A 24,393-nucleotide genomic window follows, 5' to 3' on the forward strand; every position below is an offset into this window, starting at 1 on the left:
TTAAAGGGATTCGCTTGTGCCTATGTCTGACCACAGGCTGGCGGCGACGCACTGTCTGGAAGTGATCACAGAGAGGGGACGATGTCCAAGCACGACAAAGCACCGGATTTCCGGGACGCGTTGGTCGCCGACGGGAGCCTCCATCAAGCTGCCGGCGGCGTTCAGGCCGTAGAGAGTCGGTGGTCGTAGCGCCGTGGACCGCGGTTACGTATTCGAGCCCACCACGTTCAGCCGCCCCTCCGCCGAAGGTCAGCGTGTCATGTGTGTTCAGCACGTTATCCCAGCTGCTGCCGCGCGTCGTCACGGACTGGTTGGGCTCCGGGCCAACACGCGTGATGAGCAAAACCGTAAGCGTCAGCCCGCTCTGATTGACCAGTTTCTTGTGGGCCATCCGTGATCTCCTTGATCTAGTCGGTGTCCCGGCTTTGCGCGGAGATGCGCGACCGAGTTTCCTCCAGAATACCTTAACTCGCTGAGTTCGTCGCCTGCCAACGCTTGTAGGCTCCCCCCCAACCGGCACCGTCAAGTTAACGAATTGGAGCGACCGATGGGGTAGACGACCGGCATGCCGACCGCCCCGGGACCCTCTTTATCTCCGCCATCGGCATCGTCAACTTAATCGACCGCCGAGCTGAAGGAGGCGCTTCTTAAAGGTTCGAGATTCGGCCATTGCGCTTGTCGAGGAGATCTCGCGCCAAGTCGCAAAGGCTCGCTCGCGCGAAGCACGACGGAAGTCGGCAGTGACGGCTCCGGAGCTATGCGGGAAAGTGGGTGATGACGGACTGAGATAGGCGGCGTATCGAGGCGGGTGTCGAGCCTGCCAGAACCTCTCAAGGAGAGCGATACGCCATGAACGAGATTAGCAACATTGTCCCGCTTCGTCAGCCCGACGAGATCGACGATCCACTGACCAATATTTTGCGCGCCGGCGCGCGGCAGCTTCTGGCGCAGGCCGTGGAGGCCGAAGTCGAGACGTTTCTTGCCTCGGTGAAGGATTTGAAGCTAGCCGACGGGCGCGCCCGTGTCGTGCGGCATGGTTACGGCCCGGCGCGAACGATTGCGACCGGCATCGGACCGGTCGAGGTCACGCGGGCGAAGATTCGGGACCGCGGGGCGGCCGGCGATGGCGAGCGGATCCGGTTCAACTCGGCGATCCTGCCGCTGTGGGCGCGGCGCACCCGGAGCCTGGATGCGCTGTTGCCGGTGCTGTATCTGCGCGGCATATCGACCGGCGATTTTCAGGAGGCGCTGACGGCCCTGCTGGGCAAGGACGCGCCGAACCTGTCGCCGGCGGCGATCTCCCGGCTGACAGCCGAGTGGCAGGGCGAGTATGAGCGTTGGCAAAAGCGCGATCTATCGGCGCGGCGATACGTGTACGTGTGGGCTGATGGCGTCTTCTTGCAGGCCCGCATGGAAGGTCACGGCGAATGCATGCTGGTGCTGATCGGCGCGACGCCGGAAGGCAAGAAGGAGCTGATCGGCTTCCAGGTCGGCGTGCGGGAGAGCGCGCAGAGCTGGCGTGAGCTCCTGATCGACGTGAAGCAGCGTGGGCTGCAAATCGCCCCGGAAATCGCCGTCGGTGACGGCGCGCTCGGTTTCTGGAAGGCACTCGACGAGGTCTTTCCCGGCACGCGGCACCAGCGCTGCTGGGTCCACAAGACCGTCAACGTCCTGGACAAGGTCCCGCTCTCGGTGCAGGCCAACATGAAGAAGGACCTGCGCGAGGTGTATTGGGCACCGAACCGGGCGACCGCCGAAGTGGCTATCGACGTCTTCGCCGAGAAATACCACGCCAAGTACGGCCGGGCGGTCGAATGCCTCGCCAAAGACCGCGACGCGCTGCTGGCCTTTTACGACTTCCCTGCCGAGCATTGGGATCACTTGCGCACCAGCAATCCCATCGAGAGCGTGTTCGCCACCGTGCGGCACCGGACGGTGCGCACCAAGGGTGCGTTGTCGCCGACCACCGCCAAGTTGATGGTGTTCAAGCTGGTCATCGCCGCATCAAAGACCTGGCGGCGGCTCAAAGGCACAAATCAGTTGCCGAAGGTCATCGCTGGTGTCAGATTCAACGACGGCATCGAGGTCATCCAAGTGCCGGCAAACCACGCCGCCTGATCACCTCGTCACCCAAAATCCCGCATAGCTCCGGCTCCGGGATAGGGGATGTGGAAAAGGTTCGCGACCTGATCGTGAACTGACAGAAACCGTTGAGCCTGATGGGACGATTTGAAACGCTTCGTGATCCGCTCGCGTCGCCGCGTCGGCTGATGAGAATTCTCGGCCCGATTGTTGAGAGCTTGGTGCTGGCGATGTTCGACGTGAAAGCCCATCTTCGCCCTCGCAGCGCCGTACGAACGGAGCTTGTCCGTGATCATCACGCGCGGCGGCGTGCCGGCGGATTTCAAGAGCTTCTTCATGAGCCGCTGCGCAGCGCGCGAGTCTCTTCGGCGCTGGATCAAGACGTCGAGAACGAAGCCATTCTGGTCGACCGCGCGCCAGATCGAGATAACGACCTCGTTCAGATGCCATTGGTCACCGCGAGCGGGTGCGCGCTGGCGGATCCGATCGGAGAACGCCTTGCCGAATTTCTGCCCCCACTGGCGCACGGTAGGTCACGCCAATGCCACGCGCGGCCAGCATTTCCTCGACCATGCGCAAGCTTAAGGTAAACTGGAAATACAACCAAACGGCATAGCTGATCACTTCCGGTGGGAAGCGATGGCGGCGATAAAGAGGGTCCCGGGTGGTCGGCATGCCCGTCGTCTACCCCCTCGGCCGCTCCAATTTGTTAACTTGACGGTGCCGTCACGCCGCGTCGGGAGGCTCCGGACATGGGCGAAGCTGCTGGCCGCGCGCCGATAGAGCGATAGAGCTGGACCGGCGATTACTTTGTCCGTCGGACATCTCTTCGTGCGTCATCCGGGACGGATCGAGTAATTCGTCCTTGCCGCAAGCCAATCTCACAGGTTGCGTTAGGGACCCTACAAGGTTTGGCAGGCTGCTGACTCAACCAGCTTAGGTATCCTAACGGCCCCGGTCACGCAGTGCGGGGACATCCCAGACGAAGGAGATCGCAGATGGCCTACAAGAAACTCGCCAATCAAAGCGGGCTGACGCTTACGGTTTTGCTCATTACGCGTGTTGGCTCGGAGTCGAACCAGTAACGGACCGATTGTGGCGGCGGCACTACCGGCGGGCGGCAGGCAGACGGTTGAGTACGGTAATACGCAGACTCCTTCCTCAACGGGCCCGTGATTTCCTTGTCTCGATGGGCATTTTCGAGCGCCTCGCAGACCGTGACAACTCGCGGTAGGGGCCGGAATAATCTGCTGAACGACAAGGCCGACCCTGTCGGCGCCGCCGCCTGCTCGACGGGGTGCCGCAGATGGACGGAAAGCTCAAGCTCATGCCTCCGTCCGCTCCGGCGCAGCGGTGATCGCGGGCGCCGAGTTGTTGAATTGGCCTTTCAGCCGCGACGCACCATGGTTCCTTCATCTGGGTAGTAAAGCAGGGACCGACGGTGCTCTGGGACAGAGTATCCTTCGGAGAAGTGTCCACGAAACGACCGCACGTCATCATGGGAGACGGTATGTGGATATGAGTACCAATCGTGCGGTACGCGAGCCGCCCAATGCGCTCCGGCTGGTCACACAGGCGTATATGAGCCTTCTCCTCATCGCCTTCGCCCTGATGCCCGCCCAGTTCATCGCCAAGCCTACGGTTGCATACAACCTATACGTTTGCAACAATCATATTCTACTCAGGGCGCGACGACCGCGCGCTCTCGTAAAGCGGTCGTGGCTCGACGCCGACGGAAGACGCGTTGCTCAATAAGGAATGGCCCGTGCTCCCTTGGGTTTTCGTGCCCACGGCTGCGCTCGGCCGCTCGGCTTTATCAAACCCGAATTGCTCAAGCTCCTGCCGAAAGCGCGGACAACGAACCTGCAAGCCGTGCTTGCCGTGGCCTACTGCACTTGCGATTGTGAATCGACGCCGAACATTGACCCCGCATGCACGAAGTCAATCAAGCACTTGGGACGCCGACCGGCGTCCGGACCCCACGCCGATTCACACGCATCGACGCAATTTCGATATTGTCGGAGATGCGACAGCGCGTTTGGAAGGTCGCGACATCCGTTGATATAGACTGGCGGTCTAAGGGGCATTCGGCAAGAGCTGCGCACGTATCAAAGCCGAGCGGCTGCCAGCGACTGAATTCTCGCCCGACTTGCTGGGCAATGCCAGCATTGTCAGAGTTCGTTAGATGCCCGGGACGTACTCGCCCACAGCGCGTAACAACCGCGATACTGTGCGAAAGCGCCTTTGGCGTGACTGAGTTCGCGCAGCTCGCCTGATCGCCGGACTTGCCGCGTAGGCCAGAGCTTCGCCGCCCCAGCGCGACAGCCCGGCGAAGCGCTTGGTCCGGCGCTTCGCTGCTTGTGACCCGCCTTTGTCGGGAGCCAGTATCACCGTGAGGTCTGCGGCCAAGATTACTACCTCGACCTCGTTTCTGCACCTAGCGCCAGGCCGGTTGCTCGATCGCCAGCGCGACCACCCCGCTTCGATCTCAGGCGCGACGCGCTTCTTGAGAACTGGCTTCTTGCGGCTGATCGCCTGCAGCGCCAACTCGCCACCTTTGTCATACAACTCCTTGAACCCGTAGACGCTGTCGCGACTATATCCCATCATCTTGCAGGATTGGCTGACATTGCCGAATTGCCTGGCGAGTTCCAGCACTCCGACCTTGGCCCAAAATCGCCTTCTGTTCTTGCGTTACAAGATAAGCTCCTGTTCAGGTCGGCGAGGGCTGCGCGGGCGCGCCATCTGGGTGAGCGCTCCCGCTCGCCCGCCGGGTACGGGTCGATCCGCCCTTGCTGTCCGGCACCGTGTCGATGCCAGTGCCGGTCCATACGCCAATCAAACGGGTCAGAGGGCCCAAGGGTAGCCGGTCCTGAACCGCAATCGGCTCGGACTGGACCTGTTGAGCTTGTGCGCCAGCAGACCATTGAGCGACGACTATTAGCGGTGTAACGCTTAAGGCTACGATTTGCAGTCGATACACGTGACGCATCACAACTCCTCACAACAGATCCGCACGGAGCCGCGCCCAAGAAATCCGCCAGAACGTTGTAGCCGGTCGAGCTAACGCACTTCTTGCATTTTTGACTTCACGTCTCTCGACGACAAATCAGTCTTTTTTCCTTACAGGTTTGATTGGTCGCTGATCAACTACAAGAACTGCAGGTGATGCACGTGTTGGAGCCGCCTGATTGGGGACAAGATAGGATTAGTCAGGAGGGCAGCGCTAAAATTTACCGCCAGCCGCAAACAATCTTAAGTTGATTATTTAGCCGTTTGCTGCTATTTTTGCCGGACATCCGAACATAATGTCGACCTTGATCGCAAGCATGACATTAGAAGCACATGCAACAGTCATTGCGGTTCTGAGCCAGGCGCCGCCGCGACCCGACGGCGGAGACTCGTTGCTTTCGACTGACGACCATTCGTCCGCGATCGACCAGGTAGAATCGCTCTTTATCCATTCGAAGCTCGACCTGGGTGGCTTTTCGACATTGGCGATCACCCGCCACACCTTCAATAAGGCTCACGATCGGGGTGATTTCGAAACCGCTACTCCCCGGTCTTCCGCGCTCGCCGCGGTTGGTCCGAAGCACTTTCCCAGGCTCGGGCTGATCGTGGGCGATGTCGACGACAACGGGCTCCGCAAACTGCGCAAGGATCCCGAAGTCGACGACGTCGTGCATGCCGCAGCGCCGAGAATGGTGTACGACGTACAGTTGCTGGAGGACGCGACGGCGCGGCGCCCCTGGAGTCTTGAGTTCCTGCGCATTCCGGAGCTCTGGGCGAAGGGGTTTACCGATAAGGGGATTACCATCGGACACCTCGATAGCGGGATCGACGGGAAACACCCCGCGCTCCGCTCGGCGCTACGTCAGTTCGTTGCCATCGACGGAACAGGCACCGCGAATGAGGAGGTCGCCGCATCGGATGATCACGGCCATGGCACGCATACCGCCGGCATTCGGTGTGCCCGCCCGATCGACGGCACGTCGGTCGGTATCGCGCTGGAGGCGGTATTGTTCAGCGGGCAGATCACTGGAGATCAGTCGCTGCTGCGGATGCTCGGCGGACTGGAATGGCTAATGGGAAAAGGCGTCCGGCTGCTGTCGCTGTCGGCCGGTGTCGAACCATTCAACCCGGTGTTTCAAGCCGTTGTCGAACGCCTTCGCGCTGCCAATGTTTGGCCGATCATCTCGATCGGCAACGATTTCGAGGGGAACAGCTTCTCGCCGGCGAACTATGCGGACGTGCTGGGCGTCGGCTCCATCAACGAGCAGCATGTTGTCGCCGAATCCTCATGCAGTGAGGCTCTGCCAGGACCGCCGCCCTATCCGAAGCCCGATCTGGTCGCTCCGGGCGCAGGCATTCTCTCGACGCGCAGGTTTGGCGGGTACGAGTTGCGGAGCGGGACGTCGCGATTGGGCGTCATGCATATTTCTGCCTCGAGTGAATTTCTCAAGACGCTGCTTGAAGACGAGCGAGTATCTGCGGCAAGCCGAGCCGATTTCTAACCGGCACACTTGAATCGGGGACGGGTTTTCTGGTCTTCAGACCAGAAATTGGTGTGCAATCTCTCTTGAGTGGGTGCTCCTGTGTTCTGCAACATACGAGTGTTCGGGAGCTTACAGGTTTTCTGCAACGGCCGATCTTTCGGTCGCCGACTTGCACCGCATTCCAAAACGTTGCTGGCTTTACTCGCGTTGCGTTACGGCCGAAGCGTAAGGCGGGAAGAGATCGTCGATCTGCTCTGGTCGGCCGACTACGACAAGATGCATCGGCGGCGTCTCAGCACGATTCTTTGGCGCGTCAATAGCGCGTCGCCGCGGAACGCACAGGGGTGCGAGATCGTTCACATCGAGGAGAATGGCGATATTCGGATCGACGCCGACGCCAGCACCTACATCGATTTGGCGGAGTTCGAGGCGATCTTCAAGGCAATCCCGGCCCACGTCGAAAAATTCCGCGACAGCGACGGCGCGGCGATCGAAAAGGCCGTCAATCTCTATCGCGGCGATCTGCTCGAGGACATGGATAGCGAATGGCTGTGCCAGGCGCGCGCCCATGTGCGGCAATGCAATCTTGATATGCTGCAATTGCTGATCCTGTATCTCGACAAGGCCGGGAAGCCGGACAAGGTCACCACCTACGCAAACCGCTTCCTACAGATCGACCCCTATGACGAGTCGGTCCACCTCGCGCTCGCGAAAGCGTATCTGACGACCGGGAAGACCGGGCTCGCTGCAACACAGCTCGATCTTTGCCGCCGCGTGCTGAGGGACGACCTCGGGGTTCCCTTGAGCGCCGATGCCGAATGCATGCTTGCTTCGCTCCGTACGGGACGGCGCCGGACCGGACCGCGAACGCAACCGATTGCTGTCTGCGCCGCCCCCGATATCGAAGCGGACCGCGTAAGGAAGCTCCGAACGACCGTTTCCAGGTTGCTGGTCGCCTGCGCCGAATTGCTCGAGGAGCTACCGCCGGACGCTCCCTCCGATCATCGCCCCCCCTCAACGGCTGTTTGATCCTGACTCTGCCAGCCGGTGCTGCTTCGCCGCCAGCTCGCAAGGCGCGCGCTTGCGCCGAAACACTGGTGAGATCGACGCGTGACCATGCCGAGCCCCCCCCACGCTATCGTGGTGCGAGGACCACAAGCTCCGCCGCAATCCCGCGGCGTCAGCCTGCACGGTCCGCCCCTGACCTTGATTAACAACGGAGATTTCCCATGGCTCTGAAAGAACAGGACGTCAGCGACTTCCTGAAGAAGTGGGTCGCGTCCTACGAGGCTGGCGACAAGGCTTTCTTCGACGCTTTCGACCCGAGTGCTTCGTTCTTCTCGGTTTCGTCGCCGACCCGCATCGACGGTGTCGAGGAGTTCCGCCGCGGGTTTGAGGAGCAATTCCTCGGCCAGCAGCGCCGCTCGCAGGTTCTCTCGCCCGAGATTCGGGTGATTGGCGACGCGGCCCTCGTATCGTACCACAACCGCGTTTCAGTCGGTGGAGGCACCGCGAACCTGCGCGCCACGCTGGTCGTGGTGAACGACCCTGCCGGGCTCAAGATCGCACATCTGCACACCTCGCCGCTCGCTTCGGTAGGTGTATCCGTCCAAGGACGCGCGCCAGAAGCCGTCACCCTCCTGGAAGAACGGGTGGCCACCGCCGCCGCCGCCGTCGGCACGCCTAAATAGTTCGAGGAAACAGAGTTCACGAGGAGCGCCTGATGAAACGCCACGCTCGATCCAGGATTGCGATTGTTGGCATCGACGGGTTCTCGCCTTCGACGCTGCAGCACTTTCTCGGTGACGGGGTGATGCCGGCTCTCGCGTCGCTGGCCGCGCGTGGCGTTCGCGTACCTCTCGTCTCGACCCTGCCAGCCACCACGCCGGTCGCATGGGCTGCGATGAGCACAGGATGCTATCCTGCCAAGAACGGAATCGAGGGTTTTCTGCTGCATCGACCCGGACGTCGGCTCGACGACCGCATCAGTGGTGTCTATGCCGACCTGATGACCGCCGAACCAATCTGGCAGACGGCCTGTCTCAACGGCCTCTCGAGCTACGTCGTCAAATTCCCGTTATCTTATCCTTCGGCCGCAACGCTGCGCGTTGACGGCGCCGCAGGATGGGGCGGGCTGACATGCCTTCATGAGGCGGCAGCCTCGGGTGTCAGCCGATGGCCCGATGGCGAGAACGCATTGATCTCCGCGGTCGAACAATGGGCCGGTCAGCCGCCCGCCGGACTAAGCCCGGTCTGGCTCGGCTGTCTGTCGCTTTCTAGCACCTGGGGTCATGCACCGATCCGGTTCGCGCTGGCACTGTCCACAAGCGAGGACGGACCGGCCGTCTCGATCGCGAACGATCCCGATTGGGGCAGTCTGCTCACGACGCTGTTGCGCGGTGAATGGAGCGATCCCGTCGAAATTCCCGCCGCCGATCGCCGCGGCAAGGTGCGCCGCTGCGCGCTGCGCTTCAAGGCGCTGGCGTTGGAGACGGATCCGGTTTCCGTGCAACTGTTCAACACCCCCGTCCACGAGCTTAGCGGCCACTCGCTCCCCGACTCGCTCTGGCAAAAGCACCGTCGTGCCGCCGGACCGATCGAAGAACAGACCGACCCGTCCCTGCTGTTCTCGGGCGCGATCGACGTCGCCACGCATGTCGATCGCTGCCAGTTGAACACCGATTGGCTGTGCCGGATCTCCCAATCGGTTCTCCGCGACGAGCCGTGGGATCTGTTCATGGTGCACACGCATATTGTCGATTGGGCGCATCACGTCCTGCACGGCGCGATTGATTCCCGCCATCCGCGCTTCGAGCCCGATCGTGCCGACCAAGCGGATGCGCTGTTGCGGCATTTCTACGCCATGACCGACCGGCTCGTCGCAAGTGTGATCGATGCGGCCGGGGATGATGCCAACATCATCGTGATGGGCGATCATGGCCAGGACCTGCATCACACCACGGTCAGGTTCAACCACTGGCTCGCCGGAACCGGATACCTTGCCTTCCGCGATGACGATCCGACGGCGATCGACTGGACGCGGACCCTCGCCTGCACTCTCGGCAACAGCGTGTACCTCAATCTCGCGGGGCGAGAACCCACCGGTATCGTCGATCCGGGCCGCGCCGCTGTGCTGATCGACGAGCTCTGCGCGGGATTGCTCGGCATTTCCGATCCGCGTAACGGCGAACGCGTCGTGCACGTCGCCGCGCCACGCGAGCATTTTGCCTATCTCGGCGCGCACGGCCGCGGCATGGGCGACATCGTGTTTTGCCTGCGCAGCGGCTATCAGGCCCGCAACGATCCGGGCCCGATGTTCGAGATCACCACGCCCTGGGCCGAATTCACCAGCGGACATGATCATTTCTGGCCGCTCGATCCGCGCTTGCAGTCGCTGATGTTCGCGGCCGGCCCCGCCTTTGCAGCCGACGGGCGGCCGTCGCGCCCGCGTCCGATCGTCGACGTCGCGCCCACCATCCTGGCGGTTCTCGGCATCGCGCCACCACCCGACATCGACGGCGTCACGATCGAGTCGGTCCTTGCCGATCCGCCGCCCGTTCCTGCCGCTCCGTCGCAGCCGCTGGAGGTCTGAACCGTGTCCATGGTCAAAGCACCGACGATCGCGAGCCGGCCCCGCCTCGCCATTGACGGCGGCGATCCCATCGTCCGCAAGGGACACATGATGATGTCGCGCTGGCCGCGGCTCGATCGCAGCGATCTCGACGCCGTCATTCGTCAGCTGGAAAGCGGCCTCTTCACCGAGATGGCATCGACCGCGCGGGTGCACGAATTTGAAGCTGAGATGGCGATGATGGCCGGCACCCGTTACGCGCTGGCGGTCAACAGCGGCACCGCCGCGTTGCACTGCGCCGTTGCCGGACTCGGACTGCAATCCGGCGACGAGGTCATCGTCCCGGCGCTGGCCTATATCGCGTGCGCCGCCGCCGTGCTGCATCACCAGGCGATCCCGGTCTTCGCCGATGTCGATCCCGTCACCTACAACGTCACGGCCGACAGCGTCGAGAAGGCGATCACGCCGCGCTCGCGTGCGATCATGGCCGTTCATCTGCACGGCCTGCCCTGTGACATCGAGGCGATTTGCGAGGTCGGCCGCCGCCACGGCATCCCCGTGATCGAGGACTTTTCGCAAGCCGTCGGCGCGACCTATCGCGATCGGCCGGTCGGCGGCCTCGCCGACGTCGGCGCCGCCAGCCTGATGGCCGGCAAGAACCTGCCCTCGGCCGGAGAGGCCGGCGTTCTCGTCACCAATAAACGTGAGATCCGCAATCGGGCAGCGGCCGTCAAGGCGTTCAGCGAAGTGGTCAAGGTTGACGGAAGCTACGGGCTGATCGGCGCCACCATGGGATGGAACTACCGCATCAATCTGCTGTCGGCCGTGATGGTGAGCCGCCAGCTGTTTCATCTGGAGAGATATACAGAGCTCAGGCAGCAGGGCGCGGCCCGCCTCGATTCCACGCTTTCGGCGATCCGCGGCTTTACGCCTCCGTTCGTTCCGCAAGACCGGCAGCATTGCTACCACATGTACCGCTTCAAGTTCGATCCGGCCGCAGCGGGGCTCTCGATCAGCATCGATCAGGCGCACGAGGCGCTGAAGCGAGCATTTCATGCCGAGGGACTGTTTCTGGTCGAGTTTCAGAACCAACCGCTGGCGGGCCATGATCTCATCCGGCAGCGCGTCGGCTACGGCCGCGGGTGCCCCTGGCGCTGCCACGGGCGGGAGGACATCGACTACAGCATCGAGCAATTCCCCGGCGCGCTGCAGGCGATTCGCGATTCCCTCGTGGTCGGCATGCCCTCGCAGGCGGTCCTCGCCAATCCGGAGGTGATCGACGCTTATGTGGCAGCCTTCGAGAAGTTTGCTTCAAGCATGCGGATATTCGAGCGCTTCGCAGCAAGCCTGCCGGCGAGCGCGCCGTGGTCCACCGCGGCCCGGATGTTTTGACCATGACCGAACGCCCGCGCACATTCGACGACGACCGCAATCTCGATCTCCGCGCCACGCATCTGCGCATCGCAATCCTGCGCACCCACGCCGCCGCCGGTCACGGCCATCTCGGCAGCTCATTGTCCCTCGTCGAGATCCTGAGCGCGCTGTTCGCCACCGGACAGTTCGCGAGCCCGACCACGCAGCAGGGCGACCGGCTGGTTCTCTCGAAGGGACACGCCGCCCTCGGCCTCTACTGCGCGCTGGCGCAGGCCGGCACCATTCCACAGGCCGATCTGGCGACATTCGGACAGAATGGCAGCGCCCTCGAGCCGCATCCGAACGAAACGGTATTGCCCGAAGCGTCAGTCTGCACGGGATCGCTCGGACAAGGCCTGTCGATCGGGCTCGGGCTCGCCCACGGCAGCCGACTGGCCGGCCGCGCCGGCGAATGGACGGTGGTGATCACCGGCGACGGCGAGCTCAACGAGGGGCAGCTCTGGGAAGCCGCGATCGCCGCCCCGCATTTGAAGCTCGGCAATCTCATGGTCATCATCGATGCCAACGGCCTGCAACAGGACGGCGCGATGAGCGACATCATGCCGGTCCGCGACGTCCAGGGCGCCTGGGGCGCGCTGGGCTGGCAGGTCCACGACGTCGATGGTCACGATTCCCGCGCGATGCTCGGCCTGTTCGCCGCGATCCGCGACGTCGCCCCCGACACGCCGAAGCTGATCGTCGCGCGAACCGTCAAGGGACGCGGCGTTCCCTTCCTGGAGAACGCGACCGAATGCCACTACCCGCCGCCGCTCGACGGCGCCGAGCTTCGCCTCGTCGAGCAAATGCTGATTGGGGAGACAAATCGTGACGGATGACGCGCCGCTTTATGCCCGCGCATTGCGCGACCTCGGCAACCAGCATGCCAACGCGATCGTCGTCGACGCTGGGCTGGCGACCTCGATGCAGACCAGCCTGTTCCAGGCGGCATTCCCCGAACGCTACGTGAATCTGGGCATCGCCGAGGCCAATGCCGTCGGCTATGCGTCGGGCCTCGCGCGACGTGGATTCAGGCCGATCGTCCACTCCTTCGCCAACTTCCTTGCCCGACGCGCGCATGACCAGATCGCGGTTTCCATCGCGTTGCCGCGGCTTCGCGTGCTGCTGGTCGGCGGCAGCTGCGGCATATTCGACGGCCGCAACGGTCCGTCGCACTTCGCCAGCGACGACCTCGCAACCTTCACGGCCCTGCCGGGCTTCACGGTCTACGAGCCGGCCGACGGCGACGACTTGCAGGAGGCGATGCGCGAAGCGATGGCTGAGGACGGTCCCTCCTATGTGCGATTGCGGCGCAATGGCATGCGGCCCGGGAACGGCGAACGCAGGGGTGGCGAGGGCACGCATCTGGTTCATGCCGGCGGCGATCCCACCGCGGTCACCGTCGTCGTCATCGGCAATCTGCTCGAAGAGGCGCTCACGGCGGTCCGTATCCTGGCCGATGAAGGAATTCAGGCCGACCTGTTTCACGTGGTCCGGGTCAAGCCGCTCGCGATCGAGGCCGTGCTCGCCAGCGCCCGGCGCAGCCGGCGCACCGTCATCGTCGAGAACCACAGCATGGTCGGCGGCGGCGCACAGGCGGTCACCACCGCGCTCGCCGGCCACGGCATCAACGTAGCATGCTTCACGTTGCCGGACGATTTCCTGCCGGCGGGAGATCCGCAATGGCTGCTGGCGGTGACGGGCCTCGACGCCACCTCGCTGGCCGACCGGATCGCCGCGTCGCTGGCCGAAAGGGCCGCCTGATGTTGCAAACCCTCACGCCATTGAACGCCGCCTGCCGCAACCGCATCCCTACCCGCGCCCGCCCGCTGGTGCGCTGGAGGCGCGAGGCCTTCGGCTACCTTGCGGCCTTTCCCGACGGCCATGTCGGCATCTTCGGCGACGATGCAGTTCCGCTGCTGCAGGCCGGCGCCGACTACGATGCCTGCATCTCCCATCTCATTCCTCAGCTCGAAGTGCCGACTGATTTCCACTTTCGCGCGCCGCTGATGGCCTGGCTCGAGCTGACCCGGGCCTGCAACTTGCGTTGTCCGCATTGCTTCGTCGAGGGCGGCGTGGCGCGCGCCGGTGAGCTGTCGACCGAGCGCATTCTCGGCCTGCTCGATGAATGGGCGGCGATGGGCGTCTTCTCCGTGATTCTCACGGGCGGCGAGCCGACCATGCATCCGGACTTCGTGGTCATCCTGCATCACGCCCACCGCCTGGGATTCACCGTTGGCATCGCCACCAACGGGATGCCCATCACCGAACGGCTGCTGGCCAAGATTCCTCGCGACGACGTCATCATCAGCGTCAGCATCGATCATCTGCATGGCCAGGGCGGGCGCTCCGGCGCCACCGACTTCGACTATGTCACGCGCAAGCTGCTCCTGATGCAGGAGGCCGGATTCAACACCAGCATCATGACGACGACGTCGAGCCAGAACATCGACCAGCTGCAGGCGATCATCGATTGGGCCGTGGCCAACGACATCAGCCTGCGCAGTGTTCCCTTTGTCGCGATGGGACGCGGCTCGCTCAACCGCCATCTCGTCAACGACGTCGACGACGTCGAGAGAGCCGCGCGGTTCTGGATCGCCGAGGAGGAATGGGAGCGCGTGCGCGATCCGAAGATCGGCCTTTGCGCGGGCAAGGTCTTCAACTTCCTGCTGACGATGGTGTACGCGACCCGGCGCTGCATGAGCGGCCGCGGTCTCTGCTACGTCAATTCCAACGGTGACGTTTACCCCTGCAGCACCTGCTCGGGCAACAAGGTGCTGTGCGCCGGCAACGCCCGCTGGGATTCCTTTGCCGAGATTTGGGACGGGCACTGGGACATCCGCAGCATCACCTGGGACAGCTTTGCCGATACCTGCAACGGGTGTGCGATCAGCGAGCGGCGCTACTTCTGCACCGGCCGCTGTCCGGGCAGCTCCAGCGTCCTACGCGGCCGGCTCGACGGCTGCGGCACGACGGATTTCCAGAAGGCGAGCATCCTGCGCCGCGAGGAGCTGTTCAAGGCGCGGATCCATGCCGAGCCCGCCGTTCCCGTGACACGTCATCAGACCAAGGCGCCACGCTCCAACGCCACCATCACAGCCGAAGCCTGACGGGAGATCGATTGCATGCAGGTATCGCTCGCAACCAGCCTCCATCTCGATCACGGTGCCAGATCGTTCGATGCGACCCCGGGCAGCCGGTTGACCATGCAGGCCTTCGTGCCGGTCGGATTGCTGTCGCTGAAGGCGGCGTGCGACGCCGAGAATGCGAACTGGCGCGTCAATGTGAACGAGCTGAACACCCTGATCAACGCCGGCGCCATTCCCAATGACGATGACTTCTACGACAACATCGCGCAGACCATACTGCATCGCGGCACCGACGTGGTCGGGTTGATGACCGACGCCGACTCGCTGCACCACACCGTCGCGATCGCGAAGCGGGTCAAGGCCCGCGCGCCCCGCTCGATCGTCGGCCTTGGCGGCCCCGCCGTCACGCCTACCGCGCGGCGGCTGCTCGAGCGCTACGATGCACTCGACTTCGTCGTGCGCAACGAAGGCGAGGAGACGTTTCCGGAATTTCTCGCCGCGCTCGAAGCCGGCCGCACCCGCGACGATATCCAGGGCCTGACCTGGCGCGACGGTGCCACCATTCGTCACGCCGCCGACCGCAAGGTGATGGAAGATCTCGACCGACTGCCGATCCCGGATTTCGACGCTTACGACCAGACCGCGCACGCGGCGCTGTATCTCGACGTCGGCCGCGGCTGCCCCTTCAAATGCGCGTTCTGCGCCACCGCACCGTTCTGGGAACGTCGCTATCGGATGAAGTCGATCCCGCGGATTCTCGACGAGATGAGGCTGCTGCGCGACCGCTGGGGACGGCGCCATTTCAATTATTCGCACGACATCTTCACCTGTGACAATAAATGGACCCACAAATTCTGCGAAGCGATGAAAGCGGCCAAGCTCGGGGTCACCTGGACATGCTCGACCCGCACGGATGTCATCGATCCCGAGCTGCTCGAACACATGGCCGAGGCCGGCTGTGTCGAAATCTACTACGGCATCGAAACCGGCTCGCAGGAGATGCAGCACACGATCTGCAAGGGGCTCGACCTCAACTGGTCGCGCGAGATCGTTCGCGCGACCGCCGCCTGCGGCATCCGCCCGGTGACCGGCTTCATCGTCGGCTATCCCCAGGAAACGCAAAAGACATTCTCCGACACGATCGCGCGCTTCTTCGACTTTCTGGAGGTCGGCGGCTTCCGCGCCCACATCTTCACGCTGTGCCCGTTTCCGGGTGCGCCGATGTTCGAGAGCGCCAAAGCCGGCATCGACCGCCGCGCCGACTATCTCGACCTGCCGCTGCAGCCGACCGTGAGGGAAGAAGCCGACGAGTTGAGCATGGGCGACCGCAGCCTGTTTGCGAGCCACTACCGCTTCGCTACGCCAAATGTGGTACCCGACTACATCTCGGCGGCGGAGGAAATTTCGTCGCACATGGTACTGCTGAAACGGATTTGGCCGCGGCTGCTGCCCTATTATGACGAGCCGGCCACGCTGTTCCGGCACTGGACGTCGTGGATCGGAACGCGAAACGGCGAAAGACGGTGGCGGGCCAGTCACCACGGCGACGCGGGCGACCTAATCGACTTCATCTCGGCGGAGCTCGCGCTGCTCGGCATCGAAGATGAGCCCTTGCGCAATCTGGTCCGCTACGAGGCCGCCAAGCTCGCTGCCGCCGCCCTGCCGCCGGACGTGCCGCCGGATGCGGAAGGTCTGCCGCCCGGCATGTTGGGCCAAGGCCGGCCGTTCCTGATCGTTCCGTTCGCGACTGATATCGGCCGATTGGTCGGCGGCAAGCCGCCGGCGGCCAACGACATCGAGCTGCCGCAATGGGTCGTTTTCGCGCGCGAGCCTGCCGGAACCGTCAATACCCATGTCGTTTCCGACGCCGCTCGGCGCGTGCTCGAACGCGCCCGCACGCCGAGGTCGCGCGAAGAGCTGGTGCGGATCGCGCTTAACGATTCCGCATCACCGCACAGCGATGCCTTCGACCGCGGCCTGGCGACCGTCCAGGCGCTCACATCCTCCAACCTGCTGAGGGAATTCCGGAAATGATAATTCCGCCGCATGTCTTGTCGGCCGCACGTCAAATCGACACCGCCGGCTATGTCTACGACCTCGACATATTGCGATCCCGGCTGAGCCAGATCGAGGACGCGCTGCCGCTGAAGCGGAAGCACATTCACTTCGCGACCATGGCCAACGATCACACGAACGTGCTCGCGACCATCGCCGAAACTGGGCACGGCGTGTTCGTCAATTCGCCGCTGCACCTCCGCCTTGCCCTCAGCAGCGGAGTTGCGGCCAAGCAGATCATCTACGCTGCGAGCAACATGTCGGGCAGCGAGATGCGGATGTGCCTGAACGTCGGCGTCCACCTCGTGCTCGATTCGGCGGGCCAGGTGGCGAGCCTCGACGCCATCGCACCGACAAACACGCCGGTCGGAATCCGCGTCAATGCCGGCAGCGCGATCGAAGGCCCCTCGCTAGCGCTCGAGGCGTCCTACCGGTTCGGGTTGCTCGCCGACGAGGTCGACGCTGTGCAGCGCTCGACGCGCAACCTGCGCATCACCGGCGTCCACTGCTACTTCGGCACCGACATCCTGGATCCGCGGACGTTGCTGGACGGGCTCGATCGGCTGGCGTCAATCGCGGTCCTGCTCCCCGATCTCGAATATGTCGACGGCGGCGGCGGCTTCGGCATTGCAGACGATTTCGACTCGCCCGCATTCGATCTCGCGGCTTACGGCAGAGGGGCCGCCGCCATCATTGCGCGACTGGAGGAGAGACTGCGGCGGCCCGTGACCCTGATCGTGGAGCCCGGACGCTGGCTCAGCGCGCCGATCGGATGGTTCTTTGCCCGGGTGATCGACGTCAAGCCGCGCGCCGATCGCATCCTGGCGGGTGTCGCGGCGAGCGTCGTGCAGTTTCCACGCATGCTGCTGCATCCGGAAAAGGCCCGCCACCCTTGCGAGATCGTCGACGGTCGGCATCGGCTGCCGGCCGCCTTGCCGGTCTGGGTCACCGGCAATTCGACCTATTCGCGCGACTTCCTCGCGCGCGGCGCCGCGTTGCCTAACCCAAAGGTCGGCGATCTGATCGCCTTCCACAACGCCGGCGCCTACTGCCGCTCGATGCGCACGCGCTTTCTGGGCAAGGAGGACCCCGAGGAACTCTTCCTTCACGCCCCCGACGAGCGCCGGCCGCTTGTGGACGCCTTTGCAAATGCAGCTCAATGAGAGGTGAACTCAATGTCAGCCATGGGAATGTACCACCTCTTGCGTCGTCTCGACACATCGCGCAAGCAAATTGCCGAGCACAGCATCTATCGAAACCTGGAGAGCGTCGACGACATCCGCATCTTTATGGAGCATCACGTCTTCGCCGTCTGGGACTTCATGTCGCTGCTGAAGTCGCTGCAGAAGGCATTGACGTGCGTCGAGGTCCCCTGGGTGCCGGTCGGCACGCCAAGGCTGCGGCGGTTGATCAACGAGATCGTTCTCGAGGAGGAGACCGACGAGGTCGAAGGCGTTCCCGTCAGCCACTATGAGCTCTATCACAGGGCGATGACCGAGATCGGCGCCGATACGCGTCCGATCGACACCATGATCGGAGCCGTCGCCCGCGGAATGCCGGTCGGCGAGGCAATCTCCTCGTGCGGCGCACCGGTCGGCGCGCGCGCGTTTGTCGACAAGACATTCGAACTCATTGCGTCCGGAAAGACCCACGTCATCGCGTCCGCCTTCACCTTCGGCCGCGAGGAGCCGATCCCCGACATGTTCCGCACCCTGGTCGGAAGCCTGCAGAAGCAGCATGGCGACCGCCTCAAGACCTTCATCACCTATCTCGATCGTCATATCGGCTTAGATGAGGATCACCACGCGCCCATGGCGGTCGAAATGCTCGCCGAGCTCTGTGGCTCCGACGACGAGAAATGGGGCGAGGCGACGCGGGCTGCGATCGCCGCGCTCACGGCACGTCACAGCCTGTGGAGCACCGTCGTAAGCGAGGTCTCGCTGGCCCGCATGGGCATTCCCAAGCTTCGCGCGACAGGCTAATGGCCTTGGACAGCTGCCATGCGGTCATTTCCTCCGAAGCATATCCGTCGCAGGAGCAGCGAGAGCGGCGTGCTGCTGACGATCGACTTCACGACGCATGGACAGCCGAGGGCGCGAACTGTGTCGTTCGATGCCTGCCGCGAGGAGCTTCCTTGCGGGACGGTCAGCAGCCGGACGTCGCCGGGGCCGGTCGACTGGCGGATGCCCCCGGCATCCTCACCGGCCGCGATGGATACCGACGAAGCCACCGCGGCGCTGCTGGCGTTCTCCGCGGCGATCCCGGCGCCGGTCGCGTTGCGCTACAGCCGATTGATCGCGCAGCGGAAAATGACCGACGGCGAGGAGGGCTGGCAGTCGAGGACGATCGACGTGCACGCCCTGACCGGCCGGATCACCCTCGCCGACGGCCGCACGATGTCGTTGGGCTGGAGCGGGTATGGCGACGGCCTTGCCGGCATGGCGGCGGGTCTGAAGCGCGAGCGGATCGAATGGCTCTCGCGTTGCGCCGGAACGGCCGCACCGACCGATGCGGGCGACATCCCAGTGCTGCTGGCGGCACAGCCGGCGGCCGTCGTCGCCCATGAGGCCATCGGCCATTTTTCTGAGGCGGCGGCGAGCGCTACGATCGACCTGCGGCATCGCCTCGGATTGCGTCTTGCAACCGAGGATTTCGACGTGTTTGACGATCCGACGCTCGATGCCGCCGCGCGCTACGACGTCGACGACGAAGGCACCGTCGCGGTCGGACCAACGCAGATTGTTGCCGGCGGCGTTCTCGTGCAGCAGCTCCATGGCTGCAGCTCGGCCAGGACCGCCGAGACACTCTCCACAGCCAACGCGCGTGCGGCGCAGCTCAGCCAACGGCCAATCCCGCGCCTCTCCAATCTGGTCGTGCCGGCCGGCACGCGATCAGAGGACGAGCTGCTGGACGCGCTTGGCAACGGCCTGCTGATCCACCACCTCTCGCACGGCTTCTCGCGGGGTCTCGATATCGAGGCGCGCATAGTGCTCGCCGAGCACATCGAGTCCGGCCGGCGCACCGGGCGCTACGTCAGCGGCGGCCGCGTGACCGATCGGATCGATGTGCTGACAAGATGCCTTGGTCGCGCCGACCGCATCGAGCTCAATCCCAACGCGCTGTGCGGGAAGCACGGTCAGATCCTCTATGACGTCGGCACGCTCGCGCCGGCCATGCAGCTATCGCGGCTGAGGATCACGTCATGAACTCCGACCGTACCATCTTGTTTGCACGTTGCCGCGACGGGCACACCGTCCACCAATTCGCGCACCGCGTGACGGTCGATCGCGGAGATGCGGTGGTCGGCGGGTGCGACCATGGCGCCGCAGAGCTCAGCGAGCTGGCACGCCGCGAATGGCAGCGTCATTCGGCTCGCCTGCCACTCGGCCGCCGCAGCCAGCTCGTCTCCGAGATGGGCCGCGTCGTCGATCTCGGCAACGTCCTCCCCTATTCGGTCGTCCATGCCAACGGCAATATCCTCGACGGCCTGCAGTCGCCGCGGTTGCCCTCATCTGCCGAAGCGATCAAATGGGCCGATGTTGCGCAGCCCTGCGCGTTGCTGCTCGGTCCGTCGGCAACGCTCGCACTGGTGGACTTCATTCTCGACGGCATTCCGGGCACCATCGACGACGCATCATGGCCGTTCGACGACCGATTGCTGATCCACGATACCGGGCACTCGCCCTATCCTCCGCAGCATCGCGCGGAGTCCACGCCATGCCGCGTTGGCGCTGGAATCACCCACCGCGACGAGGGCGACGACATCGCATTCATGCTGCTACAACGCAGCGAAGTCTGGCAACGGCCGGTAAACGCGCTCTACAACATGCGGCAGCGCAACCTCGCCATCCAATGCGACACCATCGCGCCGGATCCGTGCGGCGCCGTCGTCGTGCTCGACACATTGTCGGCGGAGGTCGAACCCACGCTGTCGCGTTCGTCCTGGCTTGCGACCTGGTATCTGACGGAGCAGGGCCGATCATGCTGGGGAGAGGAGCGGCTCGCCGTTGTCATCGACACCTCGGGAATTCTGCGAAGCGACGCCGTTGCGGTGGGCCGCCCCTGGCCCGCCTGCATCTGCGACCCCATCGAAGGCGAGTGCTACGGAACGGCTCCGCACCTGCTCGTCCAGCCTACGTCCCTGGCGATCAAGGTGCTCGCATGAAATCGCCTTGTCTCGACCTCGAGGCTCATCTGAACGCCCACGCGGCGACGTTCGATTCCGACCGCCGCGCCGGTTTCGTCAACGCCTGGCGCAACAGCTTTCCGGCGGAAGAGATTCCCTTTGGCCAGAATTTCCTGTTCGGAGGAACCATGTTCCGCCTGCCGAAAAAGCTGCACGGCGCTCCGGATCATATCGAAGCGCTCGAGCAGACCGTCGAGGTCGAGGTGATGACCACCGTCCGCGCGGTCGCCGTGCTTGGCTTCGGCGAACTCGGCGATCAAGAACTGAAGCTCCGCCTCTCCGATAATTTCGGGGCCGAGCACCTCACGCAGGTGATCCTGCCAAACTGGCTCGTTCCAGAGAACGCGAGGCCGACGCCGCAAAGCTGGCGGGCAACGCATCTGCACTATCCCGACTACGAGCTGAATCATCTGCGCCCGTGCCTGTTTGCAGTGACGGCGCCGTTCAGCTCGGCCGTCCGCCCCCGTTCCGTGACGCTCCACGCCAATCCACTAGCACACGTCGTCGCCATCAGCCTGCTGGCCGGAGCCTCCCTGCATGCCTGACATCACACCCGGCAAAATCCTGGTCCCGAGCGTGCTTCGGAACTTGAATGTCATCCTGGATGCGATCACGGACCGGCCCAGTGCCCCGTGCCTTGGCTGCGTCTGGGGCTTCGGCAATGTCGATCCCGCCGCCACGGCGACCGAGTTCGACCTGCCGTGCGGCTGGGATTTCTACGCGCAACAGATCCTGGGCTTTTCCGGGATTCAGCTCGACTATTCGGAGCATGGCGGCGGTAACGCCTACGACCGCGTCGAGCTCGGTCAGCCGATCGTCGTTGCGGTTGACAGCTATTACCTGCCTTACCGGCCGGCCTGGCAGCGGGTGCACAGCGCTCGAACGCTGGTCGTCGATCGTGTTTCGATCGATCTCGGCCTTGCCGAGATCATCGATACCTGGATGCCGGACTATGCCGGCCCCGTCGAGCTTGCCGATCTCGATCGCGCACGGAGCTCGCTCGTGCCGGAGAATATCGAACGCGAGCCGCTCTATGCGGGCGTCACCTTGCGGCAACGCTGGTGGACCCTCGCCCGCGTGGCCGCCCCTCTCATTCGCGACCGGGACGGCATCGTGCTGGCGTTGTGCGGGCTCGCCGCGGATGCAATCGGTATCGACACGCCGGCCAGAATCGCTGCTTTCCGCTACGCTGCGGTCGAAGCGCTGTCGCGGCCGATCGCGATCTCGCGCACTGCTCGGCGCGCCGCCGCGCTGCAGCTGCGCGCCGAAATCGGCTTGCGCGCCTATCTCCGCGCCTTCCTCGATCTTGCGGGCGATTTCCTCGAGGACCCCCTGCTCACGGCCGAGATCCGGGGTTGGTCGCGGCAACTCGCCGAGCTCGCCAGCGCGCGTGACGTCCTGATCAAATCGCTGGCGTTCGATCGTTCCGAATACGCCACGCTCGTCGATCACGCGCTGCGCTCCGCGGAACGGCGGGAACGGCGCCTGTCGAGCTTCATCAGCGAGTGCTACCCGAAGCAGCAGCCCCGTTCAACAAGTGCCGGAGCATCACCATGCTGAACAACATCGTCTGGCTCGTGTTCGACAGCGCGCGGTACGACGCATTCATGGCGGCGCGCACGCCTGCGATCGACAGCATCGGTCCGACCGAGCGGCGCTTCTCCTATGCGAGCTGGACCGCGCCGAGCCATTATGCCTTCATGATGGGTTTGCCGCCCCATGCCAATGAGCCGCGTATGCTCGCTGCCGACGTGCACCGGCGCGACCTCGCGCTGTGGCAACGCCGCATCGGCGACGAAGCCCACCGGATTTCCTTTGCGGATTTTGCGCCGTCCCTCTCATTGCCCGCATTCCTGCGCTCGATCGGTTATCGAGCAGAGGCCTATGTCTCGCTCCCCGTGCTCAATCCGCACACGCCGATCGCGCAACATTTCGATCATTTCGAGTTGATGCCGACGCACAACGACCTTGCCGCGATCGTGGCGCGGCTTCGCTTCTCGCGCGAGCCGCAATTCATCTTCGTCAATGCCGGAGAAACCCACTATCCCTATGCGCTTCCGCACGAGGGACCGAACGACCTGCCGCGAATTCCCGGCGTTCATGGCGTCTGGCGCGATCTCGATGATTTTCTGAACAATGCGGGCGACGCGGCGCGGCCGTCATCCGGCGACGCCATCCGCTTCGATACGGAATCGCTGCGGCCGCTCTGGCAAAAGCAGGTCGCCTGCATCGAATATCTCGACGGCGTCGTCGCCGACCTGATCGAGAAGGCGCCGCCGAACACCTGGTTCATCATCACGGCCGACCACGGCGAGCTGTTCGGAGAAGGCGGATATTTTGGCCACGGACCCGTGATCCATGAGAAGGTGTTCGAGGTGTTCTTCGTGGAAGGCAAGAACCCGCGCATTGCGGAAGCCACCAACATCGATCACGACCAGGCCGTGATCATGGCCCGGCTGAGAAAACTCGGCTATGCTTAGCAAACTCATTTGAGGGACGGCGTTCATGGCAAAGGCAAAAAAGGCGGTTGTCACCATGGCCGGAAAAACAGCGCGAGCCGGATCGCGTTTCAAGAAGCTCGTGATCCGGCCGCTGACCGACAAGGACTGGCCGGCGATTTCGTCGCTGTTTGGCGATAAGGGGGCCTGTGGCGGATGCTGGTGCATGTATTGGCGTGTCGAACGTGGCGGACGAACCTGGGACGACATGCGCGGAGAGAAGGCGCGCACGCATTTTCAAAGGCTGGTGCGGAGTGGAAAGGTCCACGGACTGCTCGCCGTCGAAGAGGGAACGCCAATCGGCTGGGCTTGTCTTGGACCGTATGAGGACTTTCCCCGGCTTGCTACCGTTCGCGCGATCAGACACGCACGACCGGCAAAGACTTGGTCCGTCGTGTGTTTCTACATTCCCTCAAGGCACCGAAATCGTGGCCTTGCCACGCGTCTACTCGTCGCAGCACGCAAGTTCGCGAAAGCTTCCGGCGCCGCGGTTGTCGAGGGATACCCCGTCGCAACCTCGGCTGGCAGTCAACTCCCCGGAGCCTTTGCCTGGACCGGCACTCCGAAGATGTTTGCAAATGCTGGCTTTGCGAAAGTCGCCGACGACCAAGCGGCACTGCGGGTTTGGGTTAGTTGAGCCGGATCCCCTAGCTAGACTAGCCGATTAAATGATTTGAGCTCGCTCTCCAATCCGCGCAAAGCGTTAATCGCCTGTGTACGCTGTCGAACCAAGAGATCACGAACCTTGAATGCCATGGAAGAGGCTTGCTTCTCGGCGCTCTTGACGCCGACAAAACGCATCGTTGGTCGAACGCGGCTTCGGCGATCGCTTCCGCGTCCGCTGCATCGTTCTTCTGACGCTTAACGAAGGGCTTCACGTAGGAGGGATGGATCAGCCGGACCTCCTGCCCCAATTTACCGATCTCCCGTCCCCAATAGTGAGCGCTGGCGCAGGCCTCCATTGCAACCACACACCTTGGCAACTTGGCGAAAAACTCGAGCAATC

General features: G+C 63.7%; 18 protein-coding genes and 4 pseudogenes. 18 read left to right on the forward strand and 4 right to left on the reverse strand.

Annotated features, from left to right (window positions below):
- Positions 1 to 615: 615 nt before the first annotated feature.
- Positions 616 to 754: pseudogene (locus ACVWYP_RS42685) on the reverse strand (IS6 family transposase); the annotation flags it as partial.
- Positions 755 to 849: 95 nt separating this feature from the next.
- On the opposite strand from ACVWYP_RS42685, the gene ACVWYP_RS42690 reads away from it, so the two are divergent.
- Positions 850 to 2,118 (forward strand): IS256 family transposase, encoded by a 1,269-nt coding sequence (locus tag ACVWYP_RS42690; protein WP_028344523.1) that lies wholly within the window; start codon positions 850 to 852, stop codon positions 2,116 to 2,118.
- Between the two features lie 8 nt (positions 2,119 to 2,126).
- Here ACVWYP_RS42690 and ACVWYP_RS42695 read toward each other — a convergent pair.
- Positions 2,127 to 2,757: pseudogene (locus ACVWYP_RS42695) on the reverse strand (IS6 family transposase).
- 1,768 nt (positions 2,758 to 4,525) lie between these two features.
- Positions 4,526 to 4,759: pseudogene (locus ACVWYP_RS42700) on the reverse strand (helix-turn-helix domain-containing protein); the annotation flags it as partial.
- A 631-nt stretch (positions 4,760 to 5,390) separates the two neighbouring features.
- On the opposite strand from ACVWYP_RS42700, the gene ACVWYP_RS42705 reads away from it, so the two are divergent.
- From ACVWYP_RS42705 to ACVWYP_RS42785, 17 genes are all read left to right on the forward strand, one after another.
- A complete protein-coding gene (locus tag ACVWYP_RS42705; RefSeq protein ID WP_051448136.1) occupies positions 5,391 to 6,596 on the forward strand; it encodes a S8 family peptidase in 1,206 nt (401 codons plus the stop codon).
- 99 nt (positions 6,597 to 6,695) lie between these two features.
- Positions 6,696 to 7,607: an AfsR/SARP family transcriptional regulator gene (locus ACVWYP_RS42710; RefSeq protein WP_172646731.1), complete on the forward strand. Its 912-nt coding sequence runs from the start codon at positions 6,696 to 6,698 to the stop codon at positions 7,605 to 7,607.
- Positions 7,608 to 7,807: 200 nt separating this feature from the next.
- Positions 7,808 to 8,269 carry a nuclear transport factor 2 family protein gene (locus tag ACVWYP_RS42715; protein WP_172646730.1) on the forward strand — a complete coding sequence of 154 codons (462 nt, stop codon included), beginning with the start codon at positions 7,808 to 7,810 and terminating at the stop codon, positions 8,267 to 8,269.
- Positions 8,270 to 8,301: 32 nt separating this feature from the next.
- Positions 8,302 to 10,170, forward strand: coding sequence for an alkaline phosphatase family protein (locus tag ACVWYP_RS42720; protein ID WP_028344159.1), 1,869 nt, complete (start codon positions 8,302 to 8,304; stop codon positions 10,168 to 10,170).
- Between the two features lie 9 nt (positions 10,171 to 10,179).
- On the forward strand, positions 10,180 to 11,541 hold the full coding sequence (locus ACVWYP_RS42725) for a DegT/DnrJ/EryC1/StrS family aminotransferase (protein WP_051448135.1): 1,362 nt from the start codon (positions 10,180 to 10,182) through the stop codon (positions 11,539 to 11,541).
- Positions 11,542 to 11,543: 2 nt separating this feature from the next.
- Positions 11,544 to 12,398: a transketolase gene (locus ACVWYP_RS42730; RefSeq protein WP_051448134.1), complete on the forward strand. Its 855-nt coding sequence runs from the start codon at positions 11,544 to 11,546 to the stop codon at positions 12,396 to 12,398.
- Positions 12,388 to 13,323: a transketolase family protein gene (locus tag ACVWYP_RS42735; protein WP_051448133.1), complete on the forward strand. Its 936-nt coding sequence runs from the start codon at positions 12,388 to 12,390 to the stop codon at positions 13,321 to 13,323. The genes ACVWYP_RS42730 and ACVWYP_RS42735 overlap by 11 nt, the downstream gene beginning before the upstream one ends.
- Positions 13,323 to 14,669 carry a radical SAM/SPASM domain-containing protein gene (locus ACVWYP_RS42740; RefSeq protein WP_028344158.1) on the forward strand — a complete coding sequence of 449 codons (1,347 nt, stop codon included), beginning with the start codon at positions 13,323 to 13,325 and terminating at the stop codon, positions 14,667 to 14,669. The genes ACVWYP_RS42735 and ACVWYP_RS42740 overlap by 1 nt, the downstream gene beginning before the upstream one ends.
- 15 nt (positions 14,670 to 14,684) lie before the next feature.
- Positions 14,685 to 16,682: a B12-binding domain-containing radical SAM protein gene (locus ACVWYP_RS42745; RefSeq protein WP_028344157.1), complete on the forward strand. Its 1,998-nt coding sequence runs from the start codon at positions 14,685 to 14,687 to the stop codon at positions 16,680 to 16,682.
- Positions 16,679 to 17,866: a diaminopimelate decarboxylase family protein gene (locus tag ACVWYP_RS42750; RefSeq protein ID WP_028344156.1), complete on the forward strand. Its 1,188-nt coding sequence runs from the start codon at positions 16,679 to 16,681 to the stop codon at positions 17,864 to 17,866. Before ACVWYP_RS42745 ends, ACVWYP_RS42750 begins: the two co-directional genes overlap by 4 nt.
- Positions 17,867 to 17,878: 12 nt before the next feature.
- Positions 17,879 to 18,685, forward strand: coding sequence for a DUF3050 domain-containing protein (locus tag ACVWYP_RS42755; protein ID WP_028344155.1), 807 nt, complete (start codon positions 17,879 to 17,881; stop codon positions 18,683 to 18,685).
- An 18-nt stretch (positions 18,686 to 18,703) separates the two neighbouring features.
- Positions 18,704 to 19,909 (forward strand): metallopeptidase TldD-related protein, encoded by a 1,206-nt coding sequence (locus tag ACVWYP_RS42760; protein ID WP_179077632.1) that lies wholly within the window; start codon positions 18,704 to 18,706, stop codon positions 19,907 to 19,909.
- Positions 19,906 to 20,868, forward strand: coding sequence for a hypothetical protein (locus tag ACVWYP_RS42765; RefSeq protein WP_028344153.1), 963 nt, complete (start codon positions 19,906 to 19,908; stop codon positions 20,866 to 20,868). Before ACVWYP_RS42760 ends, ACVWYP_RS42765 begins: the two co-directional genes overlap by 4 nt.
- Entirely contained in the window at positions 20,865 to 21,434 is a 570-nt protein-coding gene (locus tag ACVWYP_RS42770; protein ID WP_028344152.1) for a hypothetical protein, read from the forward strand. Before ACVWYP_RS42765 ends, ACVWYP_RS42770 begins: the two co-directional genes overlap by 4 nt.
- Positions 21,427 to 22,449: a cysteine peptidase family C39 domain-containing protein gene (locus ACVWYP_RS42775; RefSeq protein ID WP_028344151.1), complete on the forward strand. Its 1,023-nt coding sequence runs from the start codon at positions 21,427 to 21,429 to the stop codon at positions 22,447 to 22,449. Before ACVWYP_RS42770 ends, ACVWYP_RS42775 begins: the two co-directional genes overlap by 8 nt.
- Positions 22,443 to 23,369, forward strand: coding sequence for a sulfatase-like hydrolase/transferase (locus ACVWYP_RS42780; RefSeq protein ID WP_179077631.1), 927 nt, complete (start codon positions 22,443 to 22,445; stop codon positions 23,367 to 23,369). The genes ACVWYP_RS42775 and ACVWYP_RS42780 overlap by 7 nt, the downstream gene beginning before the upstream one ends.
- 25 nt (positions 23,370 to 23,394) lie before the next feature.
- A complete protein-coding gene (locus ACVWYP_RS42785) occupies positions 23,395 to 24,024 on the forward strand; it encodes a GNAT family N-acetyltransferase (RefSeq protein ID WP_172646729.1) in 630 nt (209 codons plus the stop codon).
- Positions 24,025 to 24,077: 53 nt separating this feature from the next.
- Here ACVWYP_RS42785 and ACVWYP_RS42790 read toward each other — a convergent pair.
- A pseudogene (locus ACVWYP_RS42790) lies at positions 24,078 to 24,391 on the reverse strand (IS110 family transposase); the annotation flags it as partial.
- Positions 24,392 to 24,393 lie beyond the last annotated feature (2 nt).

It is taken from the genome of Bradyrhizobium sp. USDA 3262, from assembly GCF_054060035.1.